22 protein-coding genes are annotated in these 26904 nt (G+C 63.7%); 6 read left to right on the top strand and 16 right to left on the bottom strand.

Features of this window, described 5'->3' with window-relative positions:
• Window positions 1-125 precede the first annotated feature (125 nt).
• The 4 genes from smpB to H9529_RS15020 form a co-directional block, all read right to left on the bottom strand.
• A complete protein-coding gene (smpB, locus tag H9529_RS15035; protein ID WP_176846935.1) occupies window positions 126-599 on the bottom strand; it encodes an SsrA-binding protein SmpB in 474 nt (157 codons plus the stop codon).
• A gap of 45 nt (window positions 600-644) precedes the next feature.
• Window positions 645-1373, bottom strand: coding sequence for an NYN domain-containing protein (locus H9529_RS15030; RefSeq protein ID WP_092886534.1), 729 nt, complete (start codon window positions 1371-1373; stop codon window positions 645-647).
• A gap of 12 nt (window positions 1374-1385) precedes the next feature.
• Window positions 1386-1877 carry a GNAT family N-acetyltransferase gene (locus H9529_RS15025; protein ID WP_092886532.1) on the bottom strand — a complete coding sequence of 164 codons (492 nt, stop codon included), beginning with the start codon at window positions 1875-1877 and terminating at the stop codon, window positions 1386-1388.
• A 100-nt stretch (window positions 1878-1977) separates the two neighbouring features.
• Window positions 1978-2490, bottom strand: a complete 513-nt coding sequence (locus H9529_RS15020; RefSeq protein WP_176846925.1) for a c-type cytochrome — start codon at window positions 2488-2490, stop codon at window positions 1978-1980.
• Window positions 2491-2682: 192 nt separating this feature from the next.
• On the opposite strand from H9529_RS15020, the gene H9529_RS15015 reads away from it, so the two are divergent.
• Window positions 2683-3033: a DUF2794 domain-containing protein gene (locus H9529_RS15015; RefSeq protein ID WP_092886528.1), complete on the top strand. Its 351-nt coding sequence runs from the start codon at window positions 2683-2685 to the stop codon at window positions 3031-3033.
• 157 nt (window positions 3034-3190) lie between these two features.
• Here the strand turns inward: H9529_RS15015 and H9529_RS15010 are convergent, their stop codons facing one another.
• The 3 genes from H9529_RS15010 to H9529_RS15000 all read right to left on the bottom strand — a co-directional run bounded on the left by H9529_RS15010 (window position 3191) and on the right by H9529_RS15000 (window position 6071).
• Window positions 3191-4102, bottom strand: coding sequence for a C40 family peptidase (locus H9529_RS15010; protein ID WP_092886526.1), 912 nt, complete (start codon window positions 4100-4102; stop codon window positions 3191-3193).
• Window positions 4099-5535 (bottom strand): leucyl aminopeptidase family protein, encoded by a 1437-nt coding sequence (locus tag H9529_RS15005; RefSeq protein ID WP_223814201.1) that lies wholly within the window; start codon window positions 5533-5535, stop codon window positions 4099-4101. Before H9529_RS15005 ends, H9529_RS15010 begins: the two co-directional genes overlap by 4 nt.
• Before the next feature lie 152 nt (window positions 5536-5687).
• Complete coding sequence (locus tag H9529_RS15000; protein WP_223814200.1) at window positions 5688-6071, bottom strand: hypothetical protein; 384 nt, start codon at window positions 6069-6071, stop codon at window positions 5688-5690.
• A gap of 141 nt (window positions 6072-6212) precedes the next feature.
• On the opposite strand from H9529_RS15000, the gene H9529_RS14995 reads away from it, so the two are divergent.
• The 5 genes from H9529_RS14995 to pnp all read left to right on the top strand — a co-directional run bounded on the left by H9529_RS14995 (window position 6213) and on the right by pnp (window position 12868).
• Entirely contained in the window at window positions 6213-6863 is a 651-nt protein-coding gene (locus H9529_RS14995; RefSeq protein ID WP_092886522.1) for a carbonic anhydrase, read from the top strand.
• Between the two features lie 98 nt (window positions 6864-6961).
• Window positions 6962-8647 (top strand): SulP family inorganic anion transporter, encoded by a 1686-nt coding sequence (locus H9529_RS14990; RefSeq protein ID WP_092886520.1) that lies wholly within the window; start codon window positions 6962-6964, stop codon window positions 8645-8647.
• Between the two features lie 157 nt (window positions 8648-8804).
• Window positions 8805-9074, top strand: a complete 270-nt coding sequence (gene rpsO / locus H9529_RS14985) for a 30S ribosomal protein S15 (protein WP_092886518.1) — start codon at window positions 8805-8807, stop codon at window positions 9072-9074.
• A gap of 302 nt (window positions 9075-9376) precedes the next feature.
• Window positions 9377-10270 carry a cation diffusion facilitator family transporter gene (locus tag H9529_RS14980; protein WP_092887082.1) on the top strand — a complete coding sequence of 298 codons (894 nt, stop codon included), beginning with the start codon at window positions 9377-9379 and terminating at the stop codon, window positions 10268-10270.
• A gap of 465 nt (window positions 10271-10735) precedes the next feature.
• The gene (gene pnp / locus H9529_RS14975; RefSeq protein WP_092886516.1) at window positions 10736-12868 is read left to right on the top strand and encodes a polyribonucleotide nucleotidyltransferase; all 2133 of its coding nucleotides are present in this window, start codon (window positions 10736-10738) and stop codon (window positions 12866-12868) included.
• Window positions 12869-12994: 126 nt separating this feature from the next.
• Here the strand turns inward: pnp and H9529_RS14970 are convergent, their stop codons facing one another.
• From H9529_RS14970 to H9529_RS14930, 9 genes are all read right to left on the bottom strand, one after another.
• Window positions 12995-15820: a valine--tRNA ligase gene (locus tag H9529_RS14970; protein ID WP_092886514.1), complete on the bottom strand. Its 2826-nt coding sequence runs from the start codon at window positions 15818-15820 to the stop codon at window positions 12995-12997.
• Between the two features lie 214 nt (window positions 15821-16034).
• The gene (gene glmM, locus H9529_RS14965; protein WP_092886512.1) at window positions 16035-17378 is read right to left on the bottom strand and encodes a phosphoglucosamine mutase; all 1344 of its coding nucleotides are present in this window, start codon (window positions 17376-17378) and stop codon (window positions 16035-16037) included.
• Window positions 17375-18403, bottom strand: a complete 1029-nt coding sequence (folP, locus tag H9529_RS14960) for a dihydropteroate synthase (RefSeq protein ID WP_092886510.1) — start codon at window positions 18401-18403, stop codon at window positions 17375-17377. Before folP ends, glmM begins: the two co-directional genes overlap by 4 nt.
• Window positions 18400-19353, bottom strand: a complete 954-nt coding sequence (locus H9529_RS14955) for a dihydroneopterin aldolase (RefSeq protein WP_092886508.1) — start codon at window positions 19351-19353, stop codon at window positions 18400-18402. The genes folP and H9529_RS14955 overlap by 4 nt, the downstream gene beginning before the upstream one ends.
• 206 nt (window positions 19354-19559) lie before the next feature.
• The gene (locus tag H9529_RS14950) at window positions 19560-20219 is read right to left on the bottom strand and encodes a cell wall hydrolase (RefSeq protein ID WP_223814199.1); all 660 of its coding nucleotides are present in this window, start codon (window positions 20217-20219) and stop codon (window positions 19560-19562) included.
• Window positions 20220-20427: 208 nt separating this feature from the next.
• Window positions 20428-22980, bottom strand: coding sequence for a putative PEP-binding protein (locus H9529_RS14945; protein ID WP_397544880.1), 2553 nt, complete (start codon window positions 22978-22980; stop codon window positions 20428-20430).
• A gap of 263 nt (window positions 22981-23243) precedes the next feature.
• Window positions 23244-25319 carry a glycine--tRNA ligase subunit beta gene (glyS, locus tag H9529_RS14940; protein ID WP_397544908.1) on the bottom strand — a complete coding sequence of 692 codons (2076 nt, stop codon included), beginning with the start codon at window positions 25317-25319 and terminating at the stop codon, window positions 23244-23246.
• 74 nt (window positions 25320-25393) lie between these two features.
• Window positions 25394-25891, bottom strand: a complete 498-nt coding sequence (locus tag H9529_RS14935; protein WP_092886504.1) for a DUF6446 family protein — start codon at window positions 25889-25891, stop codon at window positions 25394-25396.
• Window positions 25891-26859: a glycine--tRNA ligase subunit alpha gene (locus H9529_RS14930; RefSeq protein WP_092886502.1), complete on the bottom strand. Its 969-nt coding sequence runs from the start codon at window positions 26857-26859 to the stop codon at window positions 25891-25893. Before H9529_RS14930 ends, H9529_RS14935 begins: the two co-directional genes overlap by 1 nt.
• Window positions 26860-26904 lie beyond the last annotated feature (45 nt).

Genomic DNA, 26904 nt, shown 5'->3' with positions numbered 1-26904 from the left:
GAAGTCACGTTATCGTGGGCGTGATCCCAAGGCGAAAGGAGGCGTGCGTCCATCTGTGGAAAGGCTTCGCGCAGCTCTCGCGACGGCCCACCGGCGGGCAGCCATGCACCGGACCCGCGCCTGCCTCAGCCCAGTTCCTTCATCAGGCGCCGCTTCTGGCGATCCCAGTCGCGTTTGGCCTCGGTGGCGCGTTTGTCCGCCAGCTTCTTGCCCTTGGCAATGCCGATCTTCAGCTTCACCAGCCCGCGATGGTTGAAATACATCACGATCGGCACCAGCGTCATGCCGTCCTTCGCCGTCGCCGCCCAGAGCTTCGACAGTTCTTTGCGGCTGACCAGCAGCTTGCGCTTGCGGCGTTCGTCATGGCCGAAGGTCTTCGCTTGCTTGTAGGGGGCGGCGTAGCTGTTTATCAGCCACAACTCTCCCTCTTCCACGCTGGCATAGCTTTCGGCGATGTTGGCACCGCCCATACGCAGGGACTTCACCTCGGACCCCTCCAGGATGATGCCGCATTCGATGTCATCTTCAATCGCGTAATCAAACCGCGCGCGGCGGTTTTCGGCGATGACTTTATAGTTGGGGTCTGATTTCTGTACCATGATCCCTTGCAAATAGGGATTGCGGGGCCGGCTGTCCAGATGCGCTTACGGTTTCACGCGGGCCAGCATGTGGTTGCCCATGCCCTTCTTCACCTCGAAGGGGCCCGCGCGCGCGATAAGTTCGCTGAGTTTGGAGCAGCCGTAGTTGCGGCTGTCGAAATCAGGATGCGCGGTGGTGATGTATTGCCCGATGGGGCCCAGGCCGACCCAATCATCCTCATCCCCCGCAGCCTTCATCGCGGCGCGGATCAGCGGGGCAGCGTCGGCGGGCGGCAGCTTGGTGGGCCGCGCGGTGCGGGTGACGGGATCGGGGTCGCTCTCGGGCTCTGCCTCCGCCAGGATGTTTTCCACGAAGATGAAACGCTTGCAGGCCTTGCGGAACGCCTCGGGGGTTTTTTGCTGGCCGATGCCGTAGACATCCAGCCCTTGTTCGCGGATGCGCGACGCCAGGCGCGTAAAGTCGCTGTCGCTGGAGACCAGCACGAAACCGTCGAACCGGCCCGAATGCAGCAGGTCCATCGCGTCGATCACAAGGGCAATATCGCTGGAATTCTTGCCCACCGTATTGGCGGGCTGATGGTGGGGCACCAGCGCCAGAAACGGCAGTTTCTCCTGCCAGCCGCGCGAATGCGGGCTGGAAAAATCGCCATAGATCCGGCGGACCGAGGCCTCACCCAGACTGGCAATCTCATCGAAAATCGCCTCGGCCCATTTGGGCGAGGAATTGTCGGCGTCAATCAAAACCGCGAGAAGCGGGATACCGGCACGGGCCATAGCGGCCTCCTTTCACAGGGTTTTATACATCACCAGCGCATCGACGAAACCATGCGCGGGATGGTGGAATGCGCCTGGCAGGCGACCGACCGTATCAAACCCCGCCCGCGTCCAAAGCGCAACCGCGCGGGCATTGGTTTCCACGACAAAGTTGAACTGCATCGCCCGGTAGCCGCTGGCCCGCGCGGTGTCCAGCGCATGGTTCAGCATCGCCCGCGCCACGCCGCGTCCGGCAGACTGTGCTGCGGTGACAAAGCCGCAATTGCACACATGCGCGCCAAATCCCTGTTGGTTGGGACAGATGTAGTAGGTGCCAAGTGGGGTCGTCCCGTCCTCGGCGACAAAGGCAGTGTGGCTGCCCGCGCGCCAGTAGCGCAATGCCGCATCACGCGCGATACCAGGGTCCACCGCATATGTGTCGCCCGCGCGAAAAACCGGGCGCAGCATGTCCCACAGGGCCGGGTCATCAGCCGGGGCTACAGGGCGCAGGGTCATGTCAGTCATCGTCTGGTTCCACAGGTCAGCCGGGACAGGTCAGTCCCTTGGCGCCCCCTCTGGCATAAAGAACCGCACGCGCCAAGTGCTGCGCGTGCCGCCGCTGCTTCTATTCCCGGAACGTGGTGTGGCAGGCGCGGCAGGCGCCGCCCAGCTCTGCCAGCCCGGCACGCAGCCCGCCCTCCGACGATGTGTCAATATTCTGGGCCGCCGTGCGCATCGCATCAGCGCGGGCCGTGAAGGTGGACCAGTTCGCCCAGATCGAAGGCAAAGCCTCGCTCGCCGGGTCGGTCTCATTCGCGGTGAAGGCATCGGGCACCCGGGACGACAGCTGCGCCAGCGTCGAAGCCGCCTGCGCGGCGCGTGCGGCATCGAACGCGGAACGCCCGCTGACCATATCGCCCATGATCTTCGAGGCGGCGCCGATATCTGACATCAGACGCATGCGTTCCGCCACCACCGGGTTGCTGGCCTGCTGGGCGCGCACCGGTACCGCCGCCACGCTTGCCACCAACAGCGCCGCCAGCATGGCGCAAAAGCCTCTGCGCACCAGACCGCGCCCGGCAAACGGCCACCTGGTCGCACCCGCGTGCAAAACCACATCTGCTTGAGACATCGCCATCAAGAAACCCCTACCCGCAACACCGCGACTCATACACGGAAACCCATACTACACGATCCGCCCGCCCGTTGGTTAGCGCGTTAGGACCTGCTTCACTTTAATGTCACTTAAAGGGGCAGTTTTGAATACGCCACGACGCAAGCCTGCGCAGAAATCTTGATTTCGGCGCGCAGGCGCGACATGCTACGGGTTATGAACATGCAATCTGTGCCCGATCGTGGGTCAAGTGAGGATGAACAGGTCAGTTTTGACCGCCGGGAGCTTGGTGCGATCCTTCGGCTTTATGGCCAGATGGTCGCCGCGGGCGAATGGCGGGACTACGGCATCTCCTGCCTGCGCGACCGGGCGGTGTTTTCGGTGTTTCGCCGCACGGCGGAACACCCGCTGTACCGGATTGAGAAACACCCCCGCTTGCGGGCGAAACAAGGCATGTTCGCCGTGATCGCGCCGGGCGGCCAGATCTTGCGGCGCGGACATGATCTGCAAACCGTGTTGCGCGTGCTGGAGCGTAAGCTGATCCGCAGTGTGTCAACAAGCGACTGACGGGGCCTTACCCTGGGCGAAAGGCCCCGTCTGGGCAAACCACCAGCACGCCAAACTGCGCCCCAGCGCTCTGGCAGCGCGTGCCAAGGTGCCGTGTCGGAATTCAGCCAAGCGGCTTTCACCATGCTTCCAGCAGCGCACCGCGACACGCCTGATCTCAGATCGGCAGCCGCCGGATCGCCCGGACCGGGCCGACACCGGCCGCCGCGATGCGCTCGCAAGCAGCAGACAGGTTTTCCAGTGTCACCGCCATATGATGGGCATTGGCGTGCAGCAATTGGTCTGGCCCGGCACAAAAGCCCACATGCCCATCCCAAAAGATCAGGTCGCCGCGCTGCGGTGTCCCGCCCGTGTCCAGCACCGTGCCGAGGGTCGCACGCTGCAGGTCACTGTCGCCAGGACACGCCGCCCCGCAGGCCCGGAAGGCCGCCTGTACGAGGCCGGAGCAATCAATCCCCATCGGGCTGTTGCCCCCCCATAGGTAGGGCACACCAAGGAAGCGCATCGCCTCATCCACCAGATCCGGCGCGGCGGCTGTCAACGGTGCCAGATGCTGCGCGGGGACATAGCCTCCGCCGTGCAAGGCCAGAAAATGCCTGGCGCTGGCGTGGCCGCCGCCCTGTCGACTGCTGTCGACTGAGGCGCTGACATCCGAGGTTTCGGCATCCCCCGCCCCCCCGTTCAAAGCCGCCCCGACAAAAGCACCATGCGGCAACCAGCCGATGGGGCCGGTCTTCATATCGGCGCTGGGATAGATGTGGCTGGCCAACGCACTGATCCGGTGCGTCACGCCATGGTCCGGACACAGTGCATCGCTGCCCAGCCAACCGACATAGCCGTCATAGGCAGCCTGCCCAAAGACGTGGTTGCCCTGCCGGTCCAGCGTCAGGAACCGCGCGCCTGCCAGCATCTGGCGCGCGCGCCCCCCCCCGGGGCTGGCACAAAGGTCGGCCACCGGCACCAAGACGCGCGCCCATACGCCACTGACCGCGCGCAATTCGGGAAACCGATCGCGCAGACTGTCATGCACCACGTGGGCATTGGCGGGGGTCAGTCGCGGATCGCTCACCCCTGTTTGTCCGCGTCCAGCACGTCAGGGATCGCGGCAAGAAGGGCACGCACCCCCTGCCCCAGCCCGCCCTTTGGCCGCGCGGCAGCGGCGCTGGCTTGCCAGCCATAGACATCGAAATGCACGAAGCGCGGGGTCTGCGCGACAAACCGGCGCAGGAACAGCGCCGCCGTGATCGCCCCGCCCATGCCGCCCGCAGGCGCATTATCCAGATCCGCGATGCCGGGTTCGATCAGCGCCTCGTAGGGGGCATGGAACGGCATCTGCCACACGGGATCGTGCATCTGCCCGCCCGCCTGCATCAAGGCAGCGGCAAGGCCCACGTCATCGGTAAAGAACGGCGCCAGATCGCCGCCCAGCGCCACCCGCGCCGCGCCGGTCAGCGTGGCCATGCAGACCAGCAGGTCGGGCGCGGCTTCGTCGGCAAGGCTCAGCGCATCGGCCAGCACCAGCCGCCCTTCGGCATCGGTATTGTTGACCTCGACGCTTAAGCCATTGCGCGCAATCAGAATATCACCGGGGCGCATGGCATTGCCCGCAACGGCATTCTCGACCGCCGGGATCAGCACGCGCAGCCGCACCGGCCAGTTCAGCGCCATGATCATCTGCGCCAGCCCCAGCACATGCGCCGCGCCGCCCATGTCCTTCTTCATCAGCCCCATCGAGGCGCCGGGCTTCAGGTTCAGCCCGCCAGTGTCGAAACATACCCCCTTGCCGACCAGCGTGATCTGCGGACCTGTCGCACCCCATGTCATGTCCAGCAGGCGTGGCGCACGGGTGGCGGCGCGGCCCACCGCATGGATCAGCGGGAAGTTCTGCGTCAACAGATCTTCGCCCCTGATCACGCGCAACTGCGCGCCGAAGGGTTCAGCGACGGCGAGGGCCGCGCCCTCCAGCTCTTCCGGGCCCAGATGCGAGGCGGGGGTGTTGATAAGGTCGCGGATCAGCGCCTCGGCCCGGGCCATCACCTCCAACCGGGGCGCGTCGATGCCTTCAGGCGCAACGAGGCGTGCGATTTCTTGCGGTGTGACGGGGCGGAAACGGGTGAAGCGATAGGCAGCCAGCAGCCAGCCCAGAACCTCAGCCTCGCGCAAGTCAGGCGGCAGATCGGTGGCAAGAGAGAAGGTCAAGGCAGGCAGCCGCGCCACGGCGCCGCCAAGAACAAAGCGCAACCGCGCGCGGTCCTGCGGCCCGCCCATCCCCACCACGGCCATAGCCAACGCGCCATCGGCGCCCGGAACCAGCGCCACCTGCCCCGCCTGGGCGGCAAAACCCGTGGCGGTCAGCCAGTGCTGCGCAGTGTCGGGCAGCGTCGCGCGCCACGCCGCCAGATCCTCGGCAAAGACTGCGTGCAGCGGCACTGCCGCATCTGACGGCGGGGCAAAGCGCATCATTTCATGGATGCCAATGGCGGGAGCGTTCTGGGACATCATGCGGACCTTCTGAAAAGCGAATATCCGCAGTCTAAAGCAATTTCAGGAGGAGTTTACAGGTCCCACGCGCCCACAAGGGCAATAAATCAGCATGCAGCCTTCGCCCTGCGCCTGACCCGCCCCAGCCGGGGCGTCAGCCAACAACCCCGCGCCTACATCGACAGGCCGGGGGCCTGCCAAACCTTGGCCAGGGACTGATCGCCGATGCGAACGACCCGCGCCCAGATCGCGCGGCAGGCCACGATATCGCCCCGCTGCGCCACGATGCCAAGATCGCGTGCCACGCGCGCAAGGCTGAGCATACCGATTTCCGCCGCCATCTGCGACACATGCCGCGCGGTTGCCGGGATCTCGGACACGCGGTCACGGCGGCAGGCGGTCTCAATGACGAACAGGCTGCCAGATATATCTTCGACAGCGTCCATAACGACCGCTTCAGCACCGCGCACACCATATTCAGCACACAGGCTGCGCAGCCGACGGCTGTCAAAAACGACGTGTTCAGAAGGAGTTATAGATACTAGATTGGTCACCATTTCACCCTTTACACCTTATTCCCACGTCCCAAGATGCACGTCGCCCCCTAACAAATCATTTCCGCCCACGACGAAAACCCCTCGAATTTAATCCAACATTAGCGTACCTGCACAAGAGTATTTTCAGTCAGGTCACATCGCATGAAACACGCCCGCCGCCTGCCATCGTATCTGGCAAATAGGTTCAAAGGATGGCAAGCGACAACATTTGCCGAAAATAAAAGCTGGTTCCGCCACCTCGCGCAGGAGGGACAGCATCCGCGCAGCATGATCATCGCGTGCTGCGACAGCCGTGTGCATGTTACCGCGATCTTCGGCGCGGATCAGGGCGAGTTTTTCATTCACAGGAATATCGCCAATCTGGTTCCCCCATTTTCCCCCGACGGTGACTTCCACGGCACCTCTGCCGCCGTGGAATACGCAGTCAGGTATCTCAAGGTTGCACATCTTATCGTGGTTGGCCATTCAAACTGCGGGGGTGTCGAAGGGTGTCACGATATGTGTGCCGGTGTTGCACCGGATCTGGAGGCCCAAAGCAGCTTTGTCGGGCGCTGGATGGAGATCCTGCGCCCCGGTTATGAGGCCACCTCGAAGCTGGATACACGCGCCGACCGGCTGCGCGCGATGGAACAGCAGTCAGTATTGATTTCATTAGAAAATCTTATGTCGTTCCCGTTTGTGGAGAGTGCGGTCCTTACGGACAACCTGACGTTGCATGGGGTCTGGCATGACATCGGGCCCGGCGCCTTGCATGTCTATGATCCCGAAATCGGGGAGTTTTCCGAGGTCTAGGCGCGGCCCGGCGGCCAATAAAAATTTTGCTCTGTTTACATTCCCCTTTCTATATGTGTCATGCAAATATGTGCTGAATCAACAGATCGGACCTCGCCATGCCACGCAACACCCCGCCTGAGCCTGCCCGTCCACCCGATGATTCTCTGCTGATCCCCGCCCTGATTCTCGCATTGCGCGAAGGCTATGGTGCGGCGCGGCTGCGGGCCGATGCAATTGCGGCGCTGACGGTTGCCATTGTGGCCCTGCCCTTGTCGATGGCGATTGCGATCGCAGCGGGCGGCACGCCGGAAATGGGGCTTTATACTGCGATTTTCGGTGGCTTCTTCGTTTCACTGCTGGGCGGCAGCCGCCACCAGATCGGTGGCCCGGCGGGGGCATTCATTGTGCTGATGGCCACGACGGTCGCCCTGCACGGCATCGACGGGCTGATCCTGGCCACCGCGATGTCGGGCGTGATGCTGGCGGGCCTGGGGGTGTTGCGGCTGGGCAGCTACATCAAATTCGTGCCCTATCCGGTCACCGTGGGGTTTACTGCCGGGATCGCTGTCATCATTTTTGCCAGCCAGATCAAGGAGATCCTGGGCCTGACCCTGGGCGCGCCGGAACCCGGGCCGTTGTTGGAAAAGTTGCCGGTGATCTGGGCCAGCCTGCCGACGCTGAACCCCGCGACGCTGGCGCTGTCGGCGGGCACCGTGGCGATTATCGTGGTGCTGAAACGGCTTGCGCCGGCGGTGCCGGGGCTATTGGTCGCGGTCATCGCAATCACGCTGGCGGCGATGCTGGGCGACCTGCCCGTGGCAACAATCGGCAGCGTTTTCGGGGAGTTACCGTCGCATCTGCCCCTGCCGGGACTGCCCGAAATCTCACTTGAAAAGCTGGGCGCGGTGCTGCCCAGCGCAATTGCCTTCACGCTGCTGGGCGCCATCGAGTCGCTTTTGTCGGCGATCGTGGCAGATGGCATGACCGGACGGCGACACAATTCCAACATGGAACTGGTGGCACAGGGCGCGGCCAATATGGCTTCGGCGCTGTTTGGTGGCATGGCAGTCACCGGGACCATCGCGCGCACGGCGACCAATGTGCGCGCGGGCGGCATCACCCCGGTCGCAGGCATGTTGCACGCAGGATTTATCCTTTGCTTCTTGCTGGTTGCAGCGCCGCTGGCCAGTTTCATCCCGCTGGCAGCCCTTGCCGGGGTGCTGGCCGTCGTTGCCTGGAACATGATCGAGCGCGAGGCGATCCGCGCGCTTCTGCGCGCGTCGCGCGGGGATGCGGCGGTGCTTTTGGTCACTTTCTTCCTGACGATCTTCCGCGACCTGACAGAGGCAATCGTGGTGGGCTTCGCGCTGGGATCGGTCCTGTTCATCCACCGCATGTCCAGCGCCATCGAAGTGCGGGCCCATACTTCGACGCCGCCAGAAAATGATGGGGATGCCAATGGGTTAGCGGTCGAGCACGATATCGTTGTCTATCAGATCCGGGGGGCGTTCTTCTTTGGCTCGGTCGCCTCGATCAGCTCGGTGCTGGACCGAATCGCGGCGCAGAACCGGGGGTTGATCCTGGATTTCTCGGAAGTGATCTTTACCGATTCCAGCGCGGCCAACCTGATCGAGGGCATGGTACACAAAGCCCGCAAGAACGGCGTTGCGGTGGTGCTGGCCTGTACCGATCATGCGACGCGGGTGCAGCTGTTTGCGCAGGGAATCAAGCCGCCGCTGGTGCAGTATCAGCCATCAGTCGACCTGGCGAAACAGGCGCTGCGTCGCCGGATTGCGCAGTGAAATCAATGGTGTGAAACGGCCGCCGAACGGCCCTTTCCAAACGCGCCGTATTGTCGTAAAGACGCTGCTTGTGCTTTGGCACATGCCGCTCCATAGGCCTTGCTGGACGACATCCCGGCCCGCGCCTTCACCCTTTTGACATGACAGGAGACCCCCGATGTCGATTACGCCTGCTGAAAAAGACCGCGTTATCAAAGAGTTCGCACTGAAGGAAGGCGACACCGGCTCGCCCGAAGTGCAAGTTGCCGTGCTGACCAACCGGATCACCACGCTGACCGAGCACTTCAAGACGCACAAGAAAGACAACCACTCGCGTCGTGGCTTGCTGAAGCTGGTGGCAACGCGCCGCAAGCTGTTGGACTATGTGCGCGGCAAGGACGAAGCCCGCTACAAAGACCTGATTACCCGGCTGAACATCCGCCGCTAAGGCGATCTGCGCGGGGCCTCGACCCACGCGACAGAGCCCGATGAACGGACCCGAAGCGCCCGCCCCACCGGCGGGCGTTTTGCGTCTGAAGAATATGTTGATGGCAAATTCCGCCCCAGTGTGCAAACCGGGTCAACCTTCTGAAATTCGTCAATTTTCACGATATGGAAACGGTATGGATTCAGTATGGGTTTGATACATACGCCTGCTATGGGTCCGGATGGATTGCTGCTATGATGATGACGCAGGAAACGGGGGCCGCCGCCATGACAAATGCGACGCCGGACGCCACATCGGGCACGATCAACCCGGCGCTGAAACTGGCCATCGGCAGCCTGATTGTCGGCGCGGCGGTGCTGGGCCTCAAGACGCTGGCGTGGTGGCTGACGGGATCCATCGCGCTGCTGTCGGATGCGCTGGAAAGTATCGTCAATGTCGTCACTGCGCTGGCGGCGCTGATCGCGGTGCGGCTGGCCGCCAAGCCGCCCGACGCGGGGCATCCCTATGGCCACCACAAGGCGGAGTTCTTCAGCGCAACGCTGAGTGGGCTGCTGATCATCCTGGCCGCGCTGGTCATCTTGCGCGAGGCCTATGTGGGCCTGATGACCTCGCACAGCTTGGCCGCCCCCGTGCTGGGGCTGGCGGTGAACGGCGCGGCAAGCGTGCTGAACGCGGTGTGGGCCTGGGTGCTGATCACGCGCGGGCGCGCGCTGCTGTCCCCCGCGCTGGCGGCCGACGGGCGGCATCTGATGACGGATGTCATCACCTCGGGCGGGGTGATGGTGGGGCTGGTGCTGGCGCTGATGACCGGCTGGTGGTTCCTCGACCCGCTGATGGCGGGCCTTCTGGCGCTGCATATCATGTGGTCGGGCGGTCGCGTGGTTCAGGGTGCGCTGAGCGCGCTGATGGATGAGGCGCTGCCCGAAGACACACTGGACACCATCCGGGAAGTGATCGCCACCCATGCCACCGGCGCGGTGCAGGCGCATGACCTGCGCACCCGGCATGCAGGGAGTGTTACCTTCATCGACTTTCACCTTGTGGTGCCGGGCGACACCCGCGTCGATGACGCGCATGAAGTCTGCGACCGGGTAGAGGCCGCGCTGATCGGCGCCATTCCGCAGGCGATCATCACGATCCATGTGGAACCGGACCACAAGGCAAAGCCACAGGGCATCGACGTAGCACCTGCCTAGAGCGGGCCGGGATGGTGAAAAGGTCGTTCCTCTGGAAAGTTTCGGCCTTTTATGCGGGTAAGGTTCATTTTCCGCGCGATGCTGTGTGAGCTTTCACCATGGGGGCTGATTGTCCCCCGGCAAGCCGCCCGCGCCTGTCCCGGTGGGCGCAGGCATCGCTACGTGCTGGTCGGAGCACCCATGCTGACGCGTGATCTGCGCGCGGGCGGGAAACAGCCGTGCTTTTCCTGATCAGTTCAGGTTCAGTTGTGGCTGATGGCGGTCATAATAGCACTTTTCAGCACGCGACCCGCGCGCCGCGCCGTCTCTTCCCATAAGGGGCATTTTCATGTATGCCCCCGCCTATCTGAGACGTGGCGCCCTGACCCCGGCGCCTTGGGAATGATGGATGGGGTCGGCGGCAATGGGGCCGCTACATATCACAGAGGGCTGGGCCGACCAGACGCCTCTTTTGGGAACCGATGAATGTTTAACGTTACGAAAAAATCTATCCAATGGGGCGAAGAGACCCTGACGCTGGAAACCGGCCGTGTGGCACGGCAGGCGGACGGCTCGGTCATCGCCACGATGGGTGAAACCTCGGTCATGGCGAACGTGACATATGCCAAAGCGGTGAAGCCCGGGCAGGATTTCTTCCCGCTGACCGTGCATTACCAAGAACGCTATTACGCTGCGGGCAAGGTGCCCGGCGGGTTCTTCAAACGCGAAGCGCGCCCCAGCGAAAAAGAAACCCTGACCTCGCGCCTGATCGACCGTCCGATCCGCCCGCTGTTCGTTGATGGGTTCAAGAACGAAGTCCTGATCATCTGCACCGTGCTGAGCCACGATCTGGTAAATGAACCCGACATGCTGGCAATGATCGCCGCATCGGCCGCGCTGACGATTTCCGGCGCGCCCTTCATGGGGCCGATTGCCGCCTGCCGCGTGGGCTTTGTGGATGGGGAATACATCCTCAACCCCGAATGCGACGACATGATGAAGCTGCGCGAAAACCCCGAGCAACGCCTGGATCTGGTGGTTGCCGGCACGAAAAACGCCGTGATGATGGTGGAATCCGAAGCCTATGAGCTGTCGGAAACCGAAATGCTGGGCGCCGTGAAATTCGCGCATGACGCCATCCAGCCGGTGATCGACATGATCGTGGACTTCGCCGAGGAATCCGCGAAAGAGCCGTTCGACTTCACCCCGCCGGATTACACCGACATCTATGCTGCGGTCAAAGCAGCAGGCGAGGACGCGATGCGCGGCGCGTTTGCATTGCAAGACAAGCAAGAACGCACCACCGCGATTTCCGCCGCGCGCGACACCGTCAAGGCCGCGCTGAGCGAAGAACAACTGGCCGATGAAAACCTGGGCGCGGCGTTCAAGAAACTGGAATCGTCGATCCTGCGCGGCGACATCATCAACGGCGCCCCGCGCATTGATGGCCGCGACACCAAGACGATCCGCCCGATCGTCAGCGAAACCGGCGTGCTGCCGCGCACCCATGGCTCGGCGCTGTTCACGCGCGGGGAAACCCAAGGGCTGGTCGTCACAACGCTGGGCACCGGCGATGACGAACAGTTCATCGACGCGCTGACCGGCACCAGCAAGATGAACTTCCTGCTGCACTACAACTTCCCGCCGTATTCGGTGGGCGAAGTCGGGCGCTTCGGCCCTCCGGGTCGTCGTGAGATCGGGCATGGCAAACTGGCATGGCGCGCGCTGCAAGCGGTGCTGCCGCCAGCAACCGATTTCCCGTACACCGTGCGGATCGTGTCAGAGATCACCGAATCCAACGGCTCCAGCTCCATGGCGACGGTCTGCGGTGCATCGCTGTCGATGATGGATGCGGGCGTGCCGCTGAAATCGCCGGTCGCCGGTGTGGCAATGGGCCTGATCCTGGAAGATGACGGCAAATTCGCGATCCTGTCGGACATTCTGGGTGACGAAGATCACCTGGGCGACATGGATTTCAAAGTTGCGGGTACCGAAAACGGCATCACCAGCCTGCAAATGGACATCAAGGTTGCGGGCATCACGCCCGAGATCATGGAACAGGCGCTGGCCCAGGCCAAAGACGGCCGGATGCATATCCTGGCCGAGATGAGCAAGGCGATTTCCGCGCCCCAAGGCTTCAGCGCCTATGCGCCGAAGATCGAAACCATGCAGGTGCCGACCGATAAAATCCGCGAAGTGATCGGTACCGGCGGCAAGGTCATCCGCGAGATCGTGGAATTGTCGGGCGCCAAGGTCGACATCAACGACGACGGCACGATCAAGATCGCATCGAGCGACGCGGAATCGATCAAGAAGGCCTATGACATGATCTATTCGATCGTGGCAGAGCCGGAAGAAGGCAAGATCTACACCGGCAAAGTTGTCAAAGTGGTCGATTTTGGCGCTTTCGTGAACTTCTTTGGCAAGCGCGACGGGTTGGTTCATGTGAGCCAGATCGCCAACAAACGGCTGAACCACCCCTCGGACGCCCTGAAAGAAGGGCAAGAGGTCAAGGTAAAGCTGCTGGGCTTTGATGATCGTGGCAAGGTGCGGCTGGCCATGAAGATGGTCAACCAGGAAACCGGCGAAGAACTGACCGCCGAGCAGATGGAGGGCTGAGGCCCGACCAGGGGCAAGCCTCTGATCTGACGACATGAAAAACGCCCCGGTCATCATGACCGGGGCGTTTTTCATGGGGTCGCTGGCGCGCCGGGGGGGGCTGAATGCCGCCCCCGGCGCGCCCGGTCAGGCCAGTTCGGCCAGACGGCGCAATGCCTCGGACAGGCGCCCGGCCTCTTCCTCGCCCAGCGCCAGTTTCTCGCGGGTTTCCGCCACCACTTCTTCGGGCGCGCTGTCCACGAATTTCGGGTTGTTCAGCCGGCCGCGGATGCCGCCAAGCTCTTTCTCCAGCTTTTCCAACGACTTCGACAGCCGCCCCTGTTCGGCGGCGATGTCGATCACCCCTTCCAGCGGCAGGGCAAAGGTCGCGCCTTCCACTGCCACGGTGATCGCACCCTTGGGCGTTGCGGCGGCAGGCGTGATGCTGTCGATCCGCGCCAGCCGCTGCACCAGGGCCGCATTGCTTGCCAGCGCCTGTGCCGCTGCATCGTCGCCATCAACCTGCAACATTGGCAGTTTCAGCCCCATCGGCACGCGCATCTGCGCCCGGGCAGACCGGATGCCTTCGATCAACGAGATCACCCAGTTCATCTCGCGGTCGGCATCAGGGTTGACGTACGCGGCGCCATAGGTCGGCCAGTCGGCGTGCACCAGCATCTTGGCGCGCGCGCCGGTCTGGCCCCAAAGCTCCTCGGTGACGAACGGCATGATCGGGTGCAGCAGGATATAGCATTGGTCCAGCACCCAACGCATCACCAGCTTCGTCTCGGAAGCCGTTGATTCATCGGCCAGAAGCGGTTTGGCAAATTCTACGTACCAATCGCAGACCTTGCCCCAGACGAAGGCGTAAAGCGCATTCGCCGCGTCGTTGAAGCGGTAGCTTTCCAACGCCGCATCTACTTCGACCCGGACCTTGGCAGTCTCGCCAATGATCCATTGGTTGACCGTATGGAAGTCGTCCGCCGCCGGGATCGTGGCGGTTTGCGGCACATCATCAGCAAAAACCCCGTTCATTTCGGCAAACCGTGTCGCGTTCCACAGTTTTGTGCCGAAATTCCGGTAACCTTCGATCCGCGCGGTGGAAAGCTTCAGGTCGCGTCCCATCGCCGCCATGGCGGTCAGGGTAAAGCGCACCGCATCGGCGCCGAACTGGTCGATCAGATCCAGCGGGTCGAGGACATTGCCCAGCGATTTCGACATTTTCTTGCCCTTTTCATCACGGACAAGGGCGTGGACATAGACAGTGTGGAAGGGCTCTTGATTGACCACCGCCAACTGCATCATCATCATCCGGGCCACCCAGAAGAAGATGATGTCGAACCCGGTAATCAGCACCGATGTCGGGAAATAGCGTTGCAGTTCGGGGGTTTGTTCCGGCCAACCCAAAGTGCCGATCGGCCAGAGCCCGGATGAGAACCAAGTGTCCAGCACATCGGGGTCGCGCGTCAGGGCGCTGCCGCCCGCCATGGCTTGCGCCTCGGCCTCGGTGGCGGCGCAATATTGCTTGCCCTCGGCATCGTACCAGACGGGGATCTGGTGCCCCCACCACAACTGGCGACTGATGCACCAGGGCTCGATATTCTCCAGCCAGTGGAAATACACTTTCTCATGCTGTTCGGGCAGGATTTGCGTCCGGCCGTCGCGCACCGCGTCGATGGCGGGCTGTACAATTTGCAACGTATCCACAAACCACTGGTCCGTGAGCATCGGCTCGATCACCACCTTCGAGCGGTCACCGAAAGGCTGCATGATCTTCTTATCCTCAACCGCGATCATCAGGCCCAACGCGTCGATATCGGCGACCACGGCGGCGCGCGCGTCAAAGCGGTCCATCCCACGATACTTGGCTGGCACGAGGTTGAGGGCATCAACCTCAGCCTCGGTCGTCGTGCTGCCTGATGCGATTTCCTTGGCGCGGGCGGGAGCCGCGTCATAATCGCCACCATCCGACCGCAGCGCGCCGCGGGTGTCCATTAGGCGATAGCACGGAATATTGCCACGTTTTGCAACGGCATAGTCGTTGAAATCATGCGCGCCGGTGATCTTCACCGCGCCCGATCCGAAATCAGGATCAGGATATTCGTCGGTGATGATCGGGATCAGCCGGTCGCACAGCGGCAGATGCACCATCTTGCCAACGATGGGCGCATAGCGCGGATCATCGGGATGCACTGCCACCGCGCCATCGCCCAGCATGGTTTCAGGTCGCGTGGTGGCAATGGCGATGTAGTCGCGCACCTCTTCAAGCACCACGTTCCCGTCGGCGTCGCGTTCGACATAGGTATAGGTTTCGCCGCCCGCCAGTGGGTATTTGAAATGCCAGAACTGGCCATCAACTTCCACATTCTCAACTTCAAGGTCGGAAATCGCCGTTTCGAAATGCGGGTCCCAGTTGACCAACCGCTTGCCGCGATAGATCAGGCCCTTGTTATACATTTCCACGAAAACCTTGATGACGGCATCGTGGAAATTGCCATCCTCGCCCGCTGGGGCCCCTGGCGCGCCAGACATGGTGAAGGCGTTGCGCGACCAATCGCAGCTGGCGCCCAGCCGTTTGAGCTGGTTGATGATGGTGCCGCCCGACTGCGCCTTCCATTCCCAGATCTTCGCCGTGAATTCTTCCCGGCTGAAATCGGTGCGGCGCTGGCCCGCCTTCGCCAGTTCGCGTTCGACCACCATTTGCGTGGCGATACCCGCATGGTCCTGCCCCGGCTGCCACAGCGTATCGAAGCCGCGCATCCGGTGCCAGCGCACCAGGATATCCTGAAGCGTATTGTTGAACGCGTGCCCCATATGCAGGCTGCCGGTGACATTGGGCGGCGGGATCATGATGCTGAAGCTGTCGGCCCCATCGCGCGCATTCCGCCCGGCAGCGAAAGCGCCCACGCTGTCCCAGGCTGCGGCAATGCGGCTTTCGGCGGCATTCGCGTCAAATGTCTTTTCCATCGGCATGCGGCATATCCTTCGGCTGTCGGCAGGGTTTGGCGGTGTTTAGCGCCCATTTCGCATGGTGAAAAGCCGCGACGTTGCTTTGCCGCCGCCCGACCGCGCAAAGGTTGCACCAGCCACCAAATCAGAGTCGCCGCAGGCGACCGCAAAATCGTGTGCCGCCCGGCAAGGGCGGCGCCGCTGTTTCAGCGGTGCAGGGTGGGCCGCAGGCCGTGCATCAGGCGGGCGCTTTCATCGCGGCGATCACACCCGCGACGGTATCGTCCAGCAGTTGCGGGTCTTCGCATTCCGCCATGACGCGGATCAGTGGTTCGGTGCCCGACCGCCGGATCAGCAAGCGTCCCTGCCCCTGCAAACGCGACTCGGCGTCGGCTATCGCGCGCTGCACATGCGCCCGGCCCAGCAGGTCAACACCGGCCGCGTACCGCAGATTCTCCAGCTTTTGCGGCACTGGCTCAAAGCTGCGCGCGAGCATGGAGGCCGGCAGCCCGGTCGTGGCCATCGCCGCCATGAACTGCAAGGCCGCGATCAGCCCGTCGCCGGTCGTCGCGTAATCGGTCATCACGATGTGTCCCGATTGCTCACCGCCGAGGTTCCAGCCCCCCTGCCGCATCCGTTCCACCACATAGCGGTCGCCGACCGAGGTGCGTTCCAGCCGCAGGCCATGCCCGTGCAGATAATGTTCCAGCCCCAGGTTCGACATGACGGTGGACACCAGAACGCCGTCGCGCAACCGCCCCTCTTCGGCCCAGCGGCGGGCGAACAATGCCATGATCTGATCGCCATCGGCGATGCGGCCCAGTTCGTCGATCAAGATCACGCGGTCAGCGTCGCCGTCGAGGCAGATGCCCAGATCGGCGCCGACCTCGCGCACCTTTTGCGCGGCCGCTTCGGGGTGTGTCGAGCCGCAGTCAAGGTTGATGTTCGTCCCATCCGGGGCCACGCCCATGGCGGTGACATCGGCACCCAGTTCCCACAACACCTCGGGTGCGGCCTTGTAGGCGGCACCATTGGCGCAGTCGATCACCACCTTCAGGCCCGACAGTTTCAGCCCGCGTGGAAAGGTCGTCTTGGCATATTCGACGTATCTGCCGCGCCCGTCCTCGATGCGTTTCGCCCGGCCGATATTGGCGGGTTGCGCGGGCGTGATGGTGGCATTCAGGCTGGCCTCGATCTCTGCCTCGGCATGGTCGGACAGTTTGAACCCGTCGGGGCCGAAAAACTTGATGCCGTTGTCCTGATGCGGGTTATGACTGGCCGAAATCATGATGCCCAGATCCGCCCGCATCGACCGCGTCAGGAACCCCACCGCAGGCGTCGGCACCGGGCCCAGCAGCAGCACATTCATCCCGGTCGATGTCAGACCCGCGGTCAGCGCGTTTTCCAGCATATAGCCCGACAGCCGCGTATCCTTGCCAATCACGACGCGGTGGCGGTTCAGCCCGTCGCGCCGGAAAAACCGTCCCGCAGCAGCCCCCAGTTTTAGCACAGTCTGGATATCCATCGGAAAGCTGTTGGCCTGGCCCCGGACCCCGTCCGTCCCGAAAATCTTGCGCGTCATGCTGTGCCCCGTGTTCTTTCATCTGCCTGCGCACCGCCGGACGTGGCCCGGGCCGGGTCCGACAACGCCTGCCACAGATACAGCGCCTGCCGGGTTTCGGCAACGTCATGCACCCGCAGGATCTGCGCGCCCTGCCCGGCCCCGAACAGCGCCACCGCGACCGATCCGGGCATGCGCGCGGCGGCGATGCCGGCGCCGCCGACCTCGCCGATGAAGCGCTTGCGCGACGCACCCAGCAGGATCGGACAACCCAACCCGTGCAGCGCCGACAGGTTCTGCAACAGCGCAAGGTTATGTGCAGTGGTCTTGCCAAAGCCGATACCGGGATCGACGATCAGCCGGTCGGGCGCAATGCCGCCCCCATGGGCTGCCGCCACCCGTTCGGCAAGAAATCCGTACACATCCGCGACCACATCGTCATAGCGCGGCGCCAGTTGCATGGTGCGGGGCGCGCCCTGCGCATGCATCAGGCACAGCCAGACCCCGGCGCGGGCGACCGTCGCGGCCATCTCGGGATCATAGGTCATGGCCGAGACATCGTTCACGATGGTGGCGCCCGCGTCGATGGCGGCCTGCGCCACCGCAGCCTTGCGCGTATCAATCGAAATTGGAATTGTGACATTTTCCGCCCGCAAACGGGCGATAACTGGCGCTGTGCGGTTGATTTCTTCCCCTTCGGCCACATCAACCGCGCCGGGCCGCGTCGACTCGCCGCCGATATCCAGAATGTCGGCCCCCGCTGCGATCAGCGCATGGGCATGCGCCGTGGCGGCATCGAGGCTGGTGTATCGCCCGCCGTCCGAGAAGCTGTCAGGCGTGGCGTTGACGATCCCCATGAGGCGCGGGCGCGTCATGGTCAGGCCGTCCACCGGCGCGCGCAGGGCGGCCAGGACCGGGGGTGCGGTGACATCTCTCCCCCCGGCATCGACGCTGTGCGCGAACCATACGGTGTCGCTGCCCGCCAACGGCAGCGCGCCCTGCGCGGGGCGCGATCCGGTCTGGGCGATGGGTCGTAGAAGTGTCATTCAGGTTTCTCCGCAGGCGAAGGCGAGCCGTCGCCGCCCCAGATCACGGACGGAATGCGCGTGCCCGGCGGGATCTGGGCATCGGCGGGCAGGAGGATACGGTCGGCGGCCAGCATTTCGGCCAACCAGACCGACAGGACAACCCCGTCGCCCATGTCCGGCCCGGGGCCATCGGTGGCGTCGAGCACCAGTTTCGACGGCGCCCAGACGATCATCTGACCGCGCCGGATGGCCCAGTCCATCTCGGTCCGGCTTTGCACAACGACGCAGCGCGGATCACGCGCCGCCAGTTGCCAGGCGTTCTGTTCCATCGCCAGAAGGTCAATGCGGCGCTGCACCGGGCGCAGGGCCACCTGCGGGCGCGCGCTATCCGGCAGGCCGACGCACAGGACCACCGGCAAGCCGAGCGCTTGCAGCGCGTCAAGCTGCTGCGACAGCCCGGAGGCGAGGATCTGGTCATTCGCCATCAGCACCACCAGGGGGTGCACCGCCGATTGCGAACCATCGGACGCCAAAGCCTGCACCGGGCTTGCAGCGCGCGAGCGCACGATCTCAACCCCCAGCGCGCCCGGGCCACGGTCAAGTTTCTCGATCCTGACAAACACACGCATCGCCTGAGGTTCCAGAAAAATCCGGTCGGCGATGCGTTCGGCCAGAGTTTCCAGCAGGTTCAGCCGTTCCGAGGAGAATTCGGCGGCAATCGCCTCGGTGATCCGGTCATAGGACAGGATGCGGTCGACATCGTCGTGCAGCGGCGCGGGATGGGGCCGCACCTCGACCACGATGTTGAAACAGAGGCGCTGCGTGGTGCCGCGTTCGGCCTGAAAGGCCCCGATCTCGACCGGGACGATGTGGTCGCGCAGGCTGATACGGTCGCGCGGGTCAAGCCGCGTGGTGCTGTCGGCCCGCACCTCGGGATGGGCGAAGGCAAGCTGGATTTCATTGGTCATCGGCACGGCCTGTGGTGCTGTTCATCTGGCCCCGGTGTAGCGCGTCACAGGAGGGCGCACACCCCCAAACCGGGCAGGACGGCGTGATTTTGCGCACCCAGCGGGCGCGTTCACAATCGGCGCTGGACCTTTTGGGGAGACAGGGCAAGGCGCGGCAAGACCCGACACGAACTCTGCGGACGTCAGACGCCCCCCGGTCTGGCGTTTCAGCGCGACGACAGGCGCACCGGATCGCGGTAGAACAGATGCGCACCGATCTGCGCCGTGCGTTCAAACACACGCGCCCAGCGCGGGCTGACGTGGCGCGTATGGAAATAGGTTGCGCCATCGGTAAGCGCACGCGGGGCACCAGCGTGCATCAAAAGTGCGATCCGGCGCGCGAGATCAGCGGCGCCGACTTCGCGCATCGTTTCTGACGCGCCGTCGCATGCGAAGCTGAATTGACACCCAGGATGGCCATTGCGCGCGCCCTGGTAGACGACGTTGCAGATGCTGTTGGGGAAAGTGTCGCTATCGACCCGGTTCAAAATGACCTCGGCCACAGCAAACTGCCCTTCAACGCTTTCGCCCCGCGCTTCGTGGTAGAGCGCGGTGGCGAGGCACTGAGCCTCTCTGTCAAGGCCAGCGACCGGCAGCAGGGCCAGCCAGGCGGCATCGTAGCGGGGCGACAGCGCAGGTTCGGCGGCGCGGGTCGCGGGCTGCGTCAGCCGGGCGATTTTCTGCGCACTCATCACATTCATGCCCGTGCGTTCGGCGGACAACAGCGCCATCGCCTGTTCGGTGACATTTCCCGCGAAGGTCGGCGCCGTCAGAAGCGGAACATACATTGTGGCCGCCGCAGCGACCATGATCATAAAACGACGCATTTCCACATTCCTCACACGATCCGAAAAACCCGCGAAATCCTGAAATCCCCGCGTTGAAAACCCGAAGATCCGGGCACTTCATCAGACACATCGTGCGGTCTGTTAGCTAACTTTTGGTAAATTGTCGAACCGACCGGCGCCTTTCCGCCGATGTCGCAGGCTGGCCCCAAGCGATGCGTTAGGGTTCTTGTTTATTTTCAATTCGTTGTCAGCGCGAATTCTTCGCGTCGCGCTCTCGTATCGCCAGTTGTGCCGCAGCCAGACGCGCAACCGGGACGCGAAACGGTGAGCAAGAGACATAGTCGAATCCGGCGTCTCGGCAGAAGGCTATCGATTCGGGGTTACCACCGTGTTCGCCACACATCGACACGGTCAGGCCCGGGCGCGTGGCCCGGCCGCGCGCCGCGCCCAGCAGCAGCAATTCGCCGACGCCATCCACATCCAGCATGTGAAACGGATCCTCGGGGAAGACCCGCTGCTGTACATATTCCGACATGAAGCGTCCGGCATCGTCGCGCGACAGGCCGTAGGTCATCTGGGTCAGGTCATTTGTGCCAAAGGACAAAAACGCGGCATGGTTCGCGATCTCTCCTGCCCGCAGCGCGGCGCGCGGTGTTTCCACCATGACGCCCAGCCGGTAATCGAACTCGGCGCCCTGCTCGGCGCGCACGGCGGCAGCAACCGCATCCACCCGCGCCTTGACGATCTCTACCTCGCGCATCGCCGATACCAGCGGGATCATGATCTCTGGCACCACCGGCGCGCCGGTGGAACTCGCGGCCACGGTCGCCTCGAATATCGCGCGGGCCTGCATGTCATAGATCTCAGGCAGGGTGATGCCGAGACGCACACCGCGCATGCCCAGCATCGGGTTGAATTCCGACAGCGCCTCTGCCCGACGGGTGATCTCTGACAGAGGCTTGTCCAGCGCGTCGGCCAATTGCCGCAGCCCTTCGCGCGTGTGGGGCAGAAATTCGTGCAACGGCGGGTCGAACAGGCGGATGCAGACCGGCAGGCCCTGCATGATCTCGAACAGCCCCGTGAAATCGGCGCGCTGCATCGGCAGCAGCCGGTCCAGCGCCGCGCGCCGATCGGGCGCGGTATCCGCAAAGATCATCTCGCGCATGACAGTCAGGCGATCGTCTTCGAAGAACATATGCTCGGTCCGGCAAAGGCCAATGCCTTGCGCCTTGAAATCCCGCGCGATTCTGGCGTCGGCGGGGGTGTCGGCATTGGCGCGGATGCCGATGTCCCGCACCTCATCGGCCCAGCCCAGCAGGGTGCGAAAACTGTCGTCCAGCGCGGGCTCCAGCAGATCGACCGCCCCGGCATAAACCTCGCCGCGCGTGCCATCGACGGTAATCACGTCGCCTTCACGAAACACCTGTCCCCCGGCGGTGAGCGTCTTGGCGCGCCGGTCAATCCGCATCCCCGAGGCGCCAACGATACACGGCAGACCCAGCCCCCGGCCGATCACCGCCGCATGACTTGTCATGCCGCCGCGCTCTGTCAGCACGCCCGAGGCTGCGTGCATGCCGCGGATATCCTCGGGCGAGGTTTCGCGCCGCACCAGGATGCAGGGCTCATCGCGCGAAGCACTGGCCTGCGCCGCCGTGGAATCGAACACCAGCTTGCCATGGGCGGCGCCCGGGCTGGCGGCAATTCCCTTCAGAAACACAGTGTTGCCGCGTTTGGGCAGAACCTGCCGGTGCAAGAGTTCGGACAAGGCATTGGGCGCCACGCGCAGCAACGCCTCATCCTTCGGGATGATCTTGTCGGCGACCAACTGCACCACCGTGCGCACCGCCGCCCGGCCCGAGCGTGGTACCTTCACCGCATCCAGCACCCACAACACGCCATCATCAATGGTGAATTCGATCTGCATTTCCTCGCGCAGCTTCACGCGCGCAATCGCGCCGAACCTCACCAGATCGGCAAAAGCCTGCGGGCAGCGATCTTCCAGCGAAGCGCCGCGCTTGTCATGGGTCAGGTACATCACATCCGCATCGGGGCCCAGATCGCCGCGGCCCTGCGCCTCGGATTTGTAGCGCCCGGTGATCTGCGTCGCGCCCGTGACCGGGTCGATGAACTGGATGATCCCGGCGCCGCTTTCGCCCCGCCCGATGCCGCCCGCCATGGCCTGCACCACAAGGCCCAGCCCGGCCTCCAACGGCGCACCCTTCGCCTGCCGCAACAGCCGCGCCGATGTCCCCTCCCACGCCCGCGCCATAGAGCGCAACACCTCAGTCAACTGGGCGATGGGGTGTTGGGGAAAGGGCTCTTCCATCTCGGATTCGTAGTCGCGCAACGCGGCCTGCAATGCGGGCAGGCAGGGTTCCGTAACGTCAAACATATCGGGGTCAAGGCGGGCGACATACGCGGCATAGGCCTGCACGAAACGCAGATACAAGGCCGTCGCCACCGGCTCGCCGCAGGTCTCGGAAATCTCGGCATGCTTGGCGTCGTTCATGCCGATGTTCAGGATCGCCCCGGGCCCGCCCCAGGCGGTGTTTTCCGAACTGGGGCGCACGGAAAGCAACTGCCCCTTCGGAAACGCGCTCATCAACCCGCCGAGCGAGGGCACCTGCCCCGCCGCAATCGACCGCACCGCCCCGAACGACAGCGCCACGGTGCGCGGCACGGGCATGTCCAGCCGGATCAGCCGTTGCAGGCATTTCGCGCGCCAGCCATGGCTGCGCCGCGTGATCGGGGCCGAGTTGGTGATTTCTGCGTAATCAATCAGCGACATGTATTTCTGCACTGCGGCAATCCTTCATTTGCCCGCAAGATACGCCGTTTGCCGCCCAAAACAAGCGCTGCGGGTGGTTCAGCATGAACGCAGCACCACGGGCCGGGGCCGCAATGGCCCCACAGGGCGCCCGCGGGCGGTGCGTGGTGGGGCGGCGCAGCCGTCCCCGGCACGCACCGCCTAAGGGCGCGCTGTTCCCCCGCCGCCGCAGGCACGCACCCCGGTTGACCGGGTGCATGTGTCGACTGGAAAGCCGCCTCCGCCCTTTACCCGCATCAGCCCTCTACCCGCGTCAGATCCGCCACTTGCAGGCAGATCGCGCGGATGCGGTGCAACAGGTTCAGCCGGTTGCGCCGGATGATCGGGTTTTCGCTGTTCACCTGAACCGCCTCGAAAAACCCGTCGATCGGCCCGCGCAATGCTGCCATGGCGCGCATCGCCGCGCCAAAATCCTCGGCCTGCATGGCAGGGGTGATGGCTTCCTCGGCGGCGTCGAGCGCCGCGAAAACCGCGTTTTCCGCTGGGTCCTCGGTCAGTTTGGGGTCAGGCCCGAACGAATATTCCACCCCGTCCTTGGCTTCCGCCTGGCTCAGAATGTTGTTGGCGCGCTTGAAGCCCTGCAACAGGTTGGTGCCGTCGTCGGTTTTCAGGAAGGCGGCAAGGGCCTCGGCGCGTTTGACCAACAGGGTCAGGTCGTCATTGCCGGGCATGGCAAGGCAGGCGTCGATGACATCGTGGCGTATGCCTTGGTCGCGGAGGTAGACTTTGAGACGGTCGTGGAGGAAGTCAATCAGGTTCACAATAGAGACCCGATCATCAAGCTCTTTAAGCGAAAGCGACAAATCACGTTCAGGTGCAGACGCTGCCATCGCACGCCGCATTGCAGGTTCAATATAGTTAAGTAGACTATATCGCACCCCATTCCCCAACACCAACCGGATAACCCCCAAGGCAGCCCGTCGCAGCGCGTAGGGGTCTTTCGACCCCGTGGGTTTCTGGTTGATCGCCCAGAAGCCGGTCAGCGTGTCGATCTTGTCGGCCAGCGCAACGGCAATCGTCACCGGATCATTCGGCACGTCGTCCGACGGGCCCAGCGGTTGGTAATGGCCCTTGCAGGCCGCCGCCACGGCATCAGACAGCCCGGCGGCGCGGGCGTAATAGCCGCCCATCACGCCCTGCAGGTCGGGGAACTCGCCCACCATCGCCGATTGCAGGTCTGCCTTGACCACCCGTGCGGCCAGCTTGGCCTCTTCCACATCGGCGTCAACCTGCGGTGCGATCTCGCCCGCCAGGGCACAAATGCGATCTATGCGGTCTTTCTGGCTGCCCAGCTTGTTGTGGAAGGTTACATCGGCCAGACCGGCGGCCATCCCCTCGATGCCCTTGTCAGCAATCGCGCGCAAATCATTGTCCCAGAAGAACTTTGCATCTGACAACCGTGCCGCCAGCACCTTCTGGTTCCCCGCAAGGATCGTGGCGCCGGCATCCGCCGCCTCGATATTCGCTACTGTCACAAATCGAACAATCTGCCCGGATTTCGGGTCGCGGACGGAAAAGAACTTCTGATGCTCGCGCATCGAGGTTTGCAGCACTTCTGCAGGCAGGTCGAGGAAGCGCGCATCGATCTGCCCGATCAGCACGACGGGCCATTCGACCAGTCCCGCGACCTCGGCCAGCAGGCCCGCATCTTCCACCACCTCCAGCCCCAGCGCGAAGGCCTGCGCGGTGGCATCCGCCCAGACATGCGCCGCACGCTCGGCCGGGTCCAGCACCACATGGGCGCGCTTCAGCTTGGCGGCATAATCGTCAAACCCAGTAACGGCGAAGGCGTCGGGGGCCATGAAACGGTGGCCGCGCGTGGTATTGCCCGCCGTGATCCCGTCGATGCTGAACGGCACCACCTGCGCGCCGCCCTCATCGGACAAGATGCACAGGATCGACTGCAAGGGCCGCACCCAGCGCAAGTTCCCTGCGCCCCAGCGCATGGATTTGGGCCAGGGAAAGTTGCGGATCGTGGTTTCCAATACCTCGGCCACAATCTCTGCGGCCGGGCGGCCGGGCTTTTGCAGCAGCGCGAAATAGACCTGCCCCTTCTTGTCGTCGCGCATTTCCAACTGGTCGCGCGTCAGGCCGGTAGACCGCAAGAAACCCTCGACCGCGGCATCGGGCGCGCCGACCTTCGGGCCTTTGCGTTCCTCGGCTTGCGCGGGCGACGCGGCAAGCAGCCCCTGCACCGAAAGGGTCAGGCGGCGCGGCGTGGACAGCGCGCCCGCGTCCGCATAGGTCAGCCCGGCCTCGACCAGACCATTGGTCACCAGCTTTTTCAGATCCTCTGCCGCGCGGAGTTGCATCCGTGCCGGGATCTCTTCCGAGAACAGTTCAATCAGCAAATCGGGCATTGTGGCGCCTTCTCAAAATCAGCGGGTCAGGAGGGGGGCGGCACCGGGCATCCGAAGGGGATCGGGTTGCCGTCAAACAGCGCCTCCCCGCAACGGTTGATCTGGTGCCAGGCATAGGCGCGGCCGTCGGGGTAATGCGCGACCACCCGATCGAAGCCATAGCGGAAGTTGCTCTGGCTGAGCACGGCCTGCGCGGCACCGGCTTCCAGATCGTCGGACAATTGCTCGGCGTCAAAACAGCCAAACCAGCGCGGCGCGATCAGGGGGGTCGCACCTTCATAGAGCGCGGCCCCAGCGACGGAATCGAGTGTGAAACAGGCACGGTAGCGGATGGGAGAGCTGTCGGAATCGATCCCCTCGAAATCCGCAACCGACGCCGCACGCGCAATGCCGCCCGGGGCGGTCAGGGCGATGGTGTCTTGTGGCGGCAGGCGGTCGTAATAGGCATAGACCTGAAGATAGTACATGCCCCCGCCCGCCAGGGCGGCGCAGACGACCAGCACGATGGTCAGGAACTTGCCCATCAAGCGGGAACCGGGGGTGAAGAGGCGCCGGTTGAACTGCCGTCGTTCGCGCTGGACCCGGCATCGGTCTGCACGAAGGCATCGGCGCACATCTTGGCCAGCGCGCGCACCCGCCCGATATAGGCCTGCCGCTCGGTCACCGAGATCACGCCGCGCGCGTCCAGCAGGTTGAACAGGTGACTGGCCTTGATGCACTGATCGTAGGCGGGATGCGCCATGATGATCCGGCGGCCGGCGCTGTCAGCCTCGGGGGCCGCAAGGGTGCGCTGGCATTCGGCCTCGGCATCCTTGAAATGCTGCAACAGCATCGCAGTGTCGGCCTGATCGAAGTTCCAGCGGGAATATTCCTGCTCGGTCTGGCGAAAAACGTCGCCATAGGTCAGCGGCTGCGGGGATTGCGGGTCGTTGAAAGGCATGTCCATGACATGATCCACGCCCAGCACATACATGGCCAGCCGCTCCAGCCCATACGTCAGCTCGCCCGAGACGGGGCGGCAATCATGCCCGCCGACCTGCTGGAAATAGGTGAATTGCGACACTTCCATGCCATCGCACCAGACCTCCCAGCCCAGCCCCCACGCGCCCAGCGTGGGCGATTCCCAGTCATCCTCGACAAAGCGGATGTCATGCACGCCCGCATCAATGCCGATGGCGCGCAGGGACCCAAGGTAAAGCTCCTGCAGATCAGGGGGCGAGGGTTTGATGATCGCCTGAAACTGGTAATAATGCTGCAAGCGGTTGGGATTTTCGCCATAGCGTCCGTCGGTGGGTCGGCGCGAAGGCTGCACATAGGCCGCAGCCCAAGGCCGCGCGCCCAGCGCCCGCAGCGTGGTCGCCGGGTGGAAGGTGCCCGCGCCCACCTCGATGTCGTAGGGTTGCAAGATGGCGCAGCCCTGCCCCGACCAATAGGCTTGCAGGCGCAGGATGATCTCCTGAAAGCAGCGGGGTTTTGAGGTGGCGCTGGTCATGGGACTCTCGCATTCGGGAAAACCCCGTCTGCATATGCAAGATCG

This window comes from Roseicitreum antarcticum (assembly GCF_014681765.1).
In the GTDB taxonomy this organism is placed as follows: Bacteria; Pseudomonadota; Alphaproteobacteria; order Rhodobacterales; family Rhodobacteraceae; genus Roseicitreum; species Roseicitreum antarcticum.
The sequence above is the reverse complement of the archived record's forward strand: the minus strand, read 5'-3'. Positions and strand labels throughout refer to the sequence as shown.

Coding starts and splice junctions, on each gene's coding strand:
- folP (WP_092886510.1), bottom strand. CDS start 18,403: ATGACACTTCTACGACCCATCGCCCAGACCGGATCGCGCCCCGCGCAG.
- H9529_RS14930 (WP_092886502.1), bottom strand. CDS start 26,859: ATGACCAGCGCCACCTCAAAACCCCGCTGCTTTCAGGAGATCATCCTG.
- glyS (WP_397544908.1), bottom strand. CDS start 25,319: ATGCAACTCCGCGCGGCAGAGGATCTGAAAAAGCTGGTGACCAATGGT.
- H9529_RS14950 (WP_223814199.1), bottom strand. CDS start 20,219: ATGCGTCGTTTTATGATCATGGTCGCTGCGGCGGCCACAATGTATGTT.
- H9529_RS14935 (WP_092886504.1), bottom strand. CDS start 25,891: ATGGGCAAGTTCCTGACCATCGTGCTGGTCGTCTGCGCCGCCCTGGCG.
- H9529_RS15025 (WP_092886532.1), bottom strand. CDS start 1,877: ATGACTGACATGACCCTGCGCCCTGTAGCCCCGGCTGATGACCCGGCC.
- smpB (WP_176846935.1), bottom strand. CDS start 599: ATGGTACAGAAATCAGACCCCAACTATAAAGTCATCGCCGAAAACCGC.
- H9529_RS15005 (WP_223814201.1), bottom strand. CDS start 5,535: ATGATGTCCCAGAACGCTCCCGCCATTGGCATCCATGAAATGATGCGC.
- rpsO (WP_092886518.1), top strand. CDS start 8,805: ATGTCGATTACGCCTGCTGAAAAAGACCGCGTTATCAAAGAGTTCGCA.
- pnp (WP_092886516.1), top strand. CDS start 10,736: ATGTTTAACGTTACGAAAAAATCTATCCAATGGGGCGAAGAGACCCTG.
- H9529_RS14970 (WP_092886514.1), bottom strand. CDS start 15,820: ATGCCGATGGAAAAGACATTTGACGCGAATGCCGCCGAAAGCCGCATT.
- H9529_RS14995 (WP_092886522.1), top strand. CDS start 6,213: ATGAAACACGCCCGCCGCCTGCCATCGTATCTGGCAAATAGGTTCAAA.
- H9529_RS15020 (WP_176846925.1), bottom strand. CDS start 2,490: ATGGCGATGTCTCAAGCAGATGTGGTTTTGCACGCGGGTGCGACCAGG.
- H9529_RS15000 (WP_223814200.1), bottom strand. CDS start 6,071: ATGGTGACCAATCTAGTATCTATAACTCCTTCTGAACACGTCGTTTTT.
- H9529_RS14955 (WP_092886508.1), bottom strand. CDS start 19,353: ATGACCAATGAAATCCAGCTTGCCTTCGCCCATCCCGAGGTGCGGGCC.
- H9529_RS15030 (WP_092886534.1), bottom strand. CDS start 1,373: ATGGCCCGTGCCGGTATCCCGCTTCTCGCGGTTTTGATTGACGCCGAC.
- H9529_RS15015 (WP_092886528.1), top strand. CDS start 2,683: ATGAACATGCAATCTGTGCCCGATCGTGGGTCAAGTGAGGATGAACAG.
- H9529_RS14990 (WP_092886520.1), top strand. CDS start 6,962: ATGCCACGCAACACCCCGCCTGAGCCTGCCCGTCCACCCGATGATTCT.
- glmM (WP_092886512.1), bottom strand. CDS start 17,378: ATGACGCGCAAGATTTTCGGGACGGACGGGGTCCGGGGCCAGGCCAAC.